This window comes from Enterobacter sp. 22466 (assembly GCF_052044775.1).
Lineage (GTDB): Bacteria > Pseudomonadota > Gammaproteobacteria > Enterobacterales > Enterobacteriaceae > Enterobacter > Enterobacter dissolvens.
The window spans coordinates 1-5,511 of the sequence record NZ_JBQENX010000026.1 but is presented as its reverse complement, the minus strand read 5'-3'; the positions used below and the strand labels follow the sequence as shown (position 1 = coordinate 5,511).

General features: G+C 50.6%; 5 protein-coding genes. 4 read left to right on the top strand and 1 reads right to left on the bottom strand.

The window, feature by feature from the left end:
- Nucleotides 1-419 precede the first annotated feature (419 nt).
- Nucleotides 420-1,199, top strand: a complete 780-nt coding sequence (locus ACTJJI_RS26035; RefSeq protein ID WP_202760561.1) for a sugar phosphate isomerase/epimerase family protein — start codon at nt 420-422, stop codon at nt 1,197-1,199.
- A gap of 106 nt (nt 1,200-1,305) precedes the next feature.
- On the opposite strand, the gene ACTJJI_RS26030 is transcribed toward ACTJJI_RS26035, so the two are convergent.
- Complete coding sequence (locus ACTJJI_RS26030) at nt 1,306-2,289, bottom strand: LysR family transcriptional regulator (RefSeq protein WP_127353584.1); 984 nt, start codon at nt 2,287-2,289, stop codon at nt 1,306-1,308.
- A 107-nt stretch (nt 2,290-2,396) separates the two neighbouring features.
- Here ACTJJI_RS26030 and ACTJJI_RS26025 point away from each other — a divergent pair, with 107 nt between their 5' ends.
- The 3 genes from ACTJJI_RS26025 to ACTJJI_RS26015 all read left to right on the top strand — a co-directional run bounded on the left by ACTJJI_RS26025 (nt 2,397) and on the right by ACTJJI_RS26015 (nt 5,433).
- Nucleotides 2,397-3,533 (top strand): metallophosphoesterase, encoded by a 1,137-nt coding sequence (locus ACTJJI_RS26025; protein WP_042718060.1) that lies wholly within the window; start codon nt 2,397-2,399, stop codon nt 3,531-3,533.
- Between the two features lie 204 nt (nt 3,534-3,737).
- A complete protein-coding gene (locus ACTJJI_RS26020; RefSeq protein ID WP_440656267.1) occupies nt 3,738-4,946 on the top strand; it encodes an MFS transporter in 1,209 nt (402 codons plus the stop codon).
- Nucleotides 4,936-5,433 (top strand): SDR family NAD(P)-dependent oxidoreductase, encoded by a 498-nt coding sequence (locus tag ACTJJI_RS26015; RefSeq protein ID WP_440656265.1) that lies wholly within the window; start codon nt 4,936-4,938, stop codon nt 5,431-5,433. Before ACTJJI_RS26020 ends, ACTJJI_RS26015 begins: the two co-directional genes overlap by 11 nt.
- Nucleotides 5,434-5,511 lie beyond the last annotated feature (78 nt).

Genomic DNA, 5,511 nt, shown 5'->3' with positions numbered 1-5,511 from the left:
CTCGCGGAGGATACTGATGATCTGTTCATCGGAAAAACGCTTCTTCATGGGGATGTCCTCATGTGGCTTATGAAGACATTACTAACATCGCGGTGTATTAATCAACGGGGAGCAGGTCAATCTCTGAATCGATTGAAGTCTAAGGTTGTCAGGGCTGCAACAGCAGCCCTGTGCCATAAACGGACGTTAAGCACGAACTCTAATGGTTAATGTCGACACGTATATTCAGCGACCTCTGTAATGGAGTTGGATTACTGCTGTGGATTGATTTTTAACAAAAATGTCAAATGAATTAACTTATATTGCTTATTAGGGAAAATTACTTTCAGTGATTTAGTTCACATTTTTATGGATGCTTGTTGTATTAAAAATCTGCCGAATTATATTTTGTAATCGATTACTTTTTAATGAGAACGATAATGATTAAAAACTCGATTTTTTGTGGAGTCCTTATGATGGCAAGCATGGTGGGGTATGCCCGCACCGAAGCACAGGACGATATTGCTATTCAGATGTACACGCTTAGAAATGTTGGTAATACCGATGCACAGTTTGCCATGGCTAAAAAAGCGGGATTTTCACATGTAGAACTTGTCGGTGATCATCACATGGATTTACCGACAATGAAGGAAACGTTGAAAAAATATCAGCTTAACGTTATTTCATCGCATGTACAGCTATCTGCTCTTGAGAGCGAGCGCGGAAAAATTGTTGCTTTTAACAAAGGCATAGGAAACTTTCACCTCGTTGTCCCATGGATTGAGGTTAATGAACGACCTACGACAAAACAGGGATGGATAGATTACGCCAGGAGGCTTGATCGTATGGGGGAGGCGTTAAGAAATGAAGGAATGTCGTTGTCTTACCATAATCATAATTTTGAGATGAAGAAGTATGATGATGTGACAGCCCTGGATTTGATTATGAAGCATACCCACAAGAATAATCTTAGCCTTGAACTCGATGTGGCATGGGCTGCACGTGGAGGACAGGATCCTGCGTCAATAATTGCAAGATATTCAGGACGCGTCTATGCGATTCATGCAAAAGATAACGCTGCTATCGGGATTCGTGATGACGAAATGAATTTCACTCCGGCAGGTGAAGGTTTGCTGGAATGGCGCTCAATCATCAGTGCGGGGAGAAGCAGTGGGGTTGAGTGGTATATTGTTGAGCATGACGCGCCAAAAGATCCCTAGACTATCATAACGACCTCACGTCATAACCTTAAGGAAATGCTTCAAAAACATCCGTAACAGGTTATGAAATTCAGGCTCAGGTGATTTGCGAATCCCTGAGCCTGATTCAGGCTGAAACTGCATGTGTTAGTTCTATTTCTTCTCTCAGAGTTTCGATAAGTTCCTTTAATCCCTGGGGAACTTGTCTGTGACCTGGATAGTACAGATACATCGGCTCTTCCAGAGGAGCCCATTCAGGAAGGACAATCCTGAGCCTGCCGTCACGAATATAATCACTCACCCGGTCTTCGAGGCAGTAAGCAATACCGACGCCGGACAGCGCCAGCTCAATTGCCAGCGCCGTTTCGCTCACACAGAGCTGCCCCCTGACGTCAACTACGCGATAGTCTTCTCCTTTACGGAATTCCCATTTGTAGATGACGCCTTGCCCGGTGCGCAGTTGAATGCAGTTATGCAGGCGCAGATCCTCAGGCACGGCAGGGGGAGTATGTTGATAAAGATAGCGTGGCGATGCCACCGCTACCCATCTGAGTTCTCCCCCCAGGCGGACTGCAACGAGATCTTCAGGAACGGTTCCGCCAAAGCGGATCCCGGCATCAAATCCTTCCTGGACGATATCGACCATTCTGTCATCAACGCTGATTTCGAGTTCCACTTCAGGATATTTGCTGATAAAGCGTGGAAGATGTCGCGCCATGATGAGGCGTGCTCCGTCACTCAGCACATTAAGCCTGAGCTTTCCAACGGGCCGATCGCGCATGCGGTTAATTTCCTCAAGCGCGTCGCCTATTTCTTTAAAGCCTGTTTCAAGACGCAGAGCAAGGCTTGCGCCCGCTTCGGTCGGAGAGACCGTACGGCTTGTTCTGTTCAACAACCTGACACCCAGGCGCGTCTCGAGATTGCGTATGGTATGGCTCAGCGCAGAGGTGGTGATCCCCAGTTCTATGGCGGCCTTAGTAAAACTGCGCCTTTTCTCAGTGATAAGAAATGCGTTGAGCTCAGCAAGATCGCTTCGGGTGAGCGTGGTAGACAGTCTGGAGGACATGGCGTTAAACCGTTGATTAAAATTCAATGCAATGTCAAATGACATTGCATTAAATCGTTCCTGAAGGATGGTAAGTTTAGATTCATTCAACAAAACGTTGCAACCCGCTGCCACGGCAAACTAACAGTTTTTAATTCCCGGGAGATTTCCGCGTGTTTCATATCTGGACCCTCATTCCAGCGCTTTACGTGCTGTTTCGTTTTATCAGGCCGCTTCCCGCCCCGGTTTCGGTAAAAATAGCCGTCGCAGGCGCAATGATTGTGGCCTGCGAGTTTCATCTGATCACGAAATTATTTACGGGGAATATGTTTTCTCCTGAGATACCAAAACCGTTGCTGCTGCTTACTACCGGGTTTTTCGGTATGACCGTCTTTATGGCAGTCCTGTTAGTACTGCGTGACCTGTTCTGGATATTGCACCGACTGGTATCAGGACGCCGGATGAAATGGCATACAGCTTTCTGGTTTATCCTGCCTGTTCTGGCGGCCATGCTCACAGCGCTGGCCCTGAAAAATGGTACAGCGGTTCCTGAAGTGAAAAAGATAGACGTCACGCTCAGGAGCCTGTCCCCCCGTTTTGATGGTTACCGGATAGTTCAACTGACGGATTTGCACGCCAGCAGACTGCTGCCGCGAAGCTGGATACAGGATGTTGTTACCCGCACCCGTGAGCTCGATGCGAATATGATTGTGGTTACCGGGGATATGATTGATGGCTGGCCAGAAGCGCGTTTCTCCGACATTGAGCCGCTTGGACAGCTGCGGGCTGAGGACGGCGTTTTTGCCGTAACGGGCAATCATGAATATTACTTCGGCGCTGAAAACTGGATCCAGACCTTTGAAAAACTGGGCCTGCATTTTCTTAATAATGCCGGTTACCGTATAAGCCGTGGCAGCGACTCGCTGTATCTGTCGGGCGTGACGGATGTCGTTGCGCCATCATACGGCCTGCCGGGTCCTGATCTGTCCCTGGCCCTGAAGTTTTCCCGCCCGGGTGAAACCGTCATCCTTCTTGACCACAGGCCTGAAAATGCTGACGAGGCCGCAGAAAGCGGAGTTAGCCTTCAGCTTTCCGGACATACTCACGGCGGTATGATTGCCGGTCTCGACAGGCTGGTCGCATCGGCTAATAACGGTTTTGTGTCCGGGCTGTATGAAGCAGGGCCCCTGAAGCTTTACGTCAGCAACGGTTCCGGCATCTGGAACGGTTTTCCCTTCCGGCTTGGAAAACCTGCCGAAATAACGCTTATCACCCTGCATGGCGAAACCAGCAACAGAATTGTTGAATAATACTCATCGTTACTGACTATCTGATTCATCAATAACCGAAAGGAGACGTTTATAGTTTATTTCAGTTCAATATACCACTGCCTGTTGCCGTTCTTTCCTGAACGTTGTGACTCATAAGTTGCACATAGCTGAGAGCCCTTACCCGACTGGTAGCGGTTCTTCTTTTTTGCACCCGGCAGTGAACGGGATCAGGAGTCATAGTCAATGTCTGAACAAACGCTTTCACGGCAGGATGAACGTATTCTTCCACCTGTGGGTCTTTTTCCGGCCATGCTTGCGCTGGGCGCGGGCGGATTATGCATCGGAACGGGCGAGTTTGCGCCCATGAGCCTCCTGCCGGATCTTGCGCGGGGAACCGGCGTTTCAATCCCTGCCGCGGGAGGCTATATCAGCGCCTATGCTGCAGGCGTGGTGGTCGGTGCCCCTGCGATCGCGGTGCTTGGCGCGCGCCGGGCCCGTAAAAACCTTCTGCTGATATTGTTAATTATTACACTTGCAGGCTATGCCCTGAGCGCTCTGGCCATGGGCTATAATTCCATGTTCGCAGCACGCTTTATTGCTGGTATGCCTCATGGCGCCTGGTACGGCGTTTCCGCGCTCGTGGCGGCTTCAATGGTCTCGCCACAGCACAAAGCCCGGTATATCGGTTACGTTATGCTGGGACTGGCCGTAGCGAACGTTGCCGGCGTTCCGCTTGTCACATGGGCGGGCCAGACGCTGGGCTGGAGAATCTCTTTCTGGATGGTGGCAGCGGGCCTGGTGCTGACGTCCATAATGGTTATGCTTTTTGTCCCATCCGTGGCGGCCGACAGGTCCGCTTCACCGCTCAAGGAACTTGGCGCGCTGAAGAGCTCACAGATCCTAATGACGTTTGCCGTCGCTTCAGTCAGCTTTGCGGGCATGTTTGCCGTATACAGCTTTATCACCCCGGCGCTGACGAAAGCTGCCGGGTTTTCAACCTCAGCCGTGCCATGGATCCTGGTTCTCTGGGGGGCGGGCATGGTTGCTGGCAACATTATCGGTGGCAGGCTGGCGGACATTGCGCTGATCCCATCCATATTTTGCATCATCGCCTGGAACATCGTCTTTCTGGGCCTGTTTTCCCTTACGGGCACACTGCAGACCCCGGTTCTCATCGTGCTGTTTATGCTCGGGTGCGGATTTTCGCTCGTGCCAGCGCTTCAGGCCCATATGATGAACATTGCCGGTGAGGCACAGACTCTGGCGTCATCCCTGACACACAGCGCGTTTAATATTTCCAATGCGCTTGGCGCAGCTGCAGGCGGTTTCGTTATCGCTTCGAGAGGAAGCTGGCTCTCTACGGGGTGGGTTGGGGCTGCTTTTTCCCTGTTAGCACTTCTTCTTATGTTCTTATCGGTACGCATTACTGACGGGAGAAATCATGAACGATAAAGTCATCAGTACAGGTAACGTTGCCGTAATAACCGGCGCGGCGAGAGGTATTGGCGCTGCGGCGGCAAGGGAGCTGGCACGAAAGGGCATGAAGCTTTGTCTTTTTGACCGGAACAGACAGGCGCTCGAGCAGCTGGCCGGCGAACTGGAGGTTGAAACGCTGCTGGTCACTGGCGACATTACCCGTGATGAAGATCTCCAACAGCTCAAGGACACCGTTTACAGCGCCTGGGGGAAAGTAAATCTGCTGTTTAACAATGCCGGCGTGAAAATAGCTGCCGGAGCCTGTGATTCCCCAACTCTCTGGCGACAGCAGATGGAGGTAAACCTGCTGTCCATGGTTGCCACACAGCATATTTTTCTGCCGGAAATGTTAAAAATGGATGAGAACGGTGCGATCGTTAACCTGGGCTCGAAGGAGGGTATTACGACCCCACCAGGGTTCGCTGTTACCAACGGTGCAAAACTGATCCACCCCAGCGGTTGAAAATTGATCCAGGGGTTAATCTGCTCCTCTGAATACAGGGGAGCTTATGATCACTTTTGAGATTCGTATGGAAATTAA

Coding starts and splice junctions, on each gene's coding strand:
- ACTJJI_RS26030 (WP_127353584.1), bottom strand. CDS start 2,289: ATGTCATTTGACATTGCATTGAATTTTAATCAACGGTTTAACGCCATG.
- ACTJJI_RS26035 (WP_202760561.1), top strand. CDS start 420: ATGATTAAAAACTCGATTTTTTGTGGAGTCCTTATGATGGCAAGCATG.
- ACTJJI_RS26015 (WP_440656265.1), top strand. CDS start 4,936: ATGAACGATAAAGTCATCAGTACAGGTAACGTTGCCGTAATAACCGGC.
- ACTJJI_RS26020 (WP_440656267.1), top strand. CDS start 3,738: ATGTCTGAACAAACGCTTTCACGGCAGGATGAACGTATTCTTCCACCT.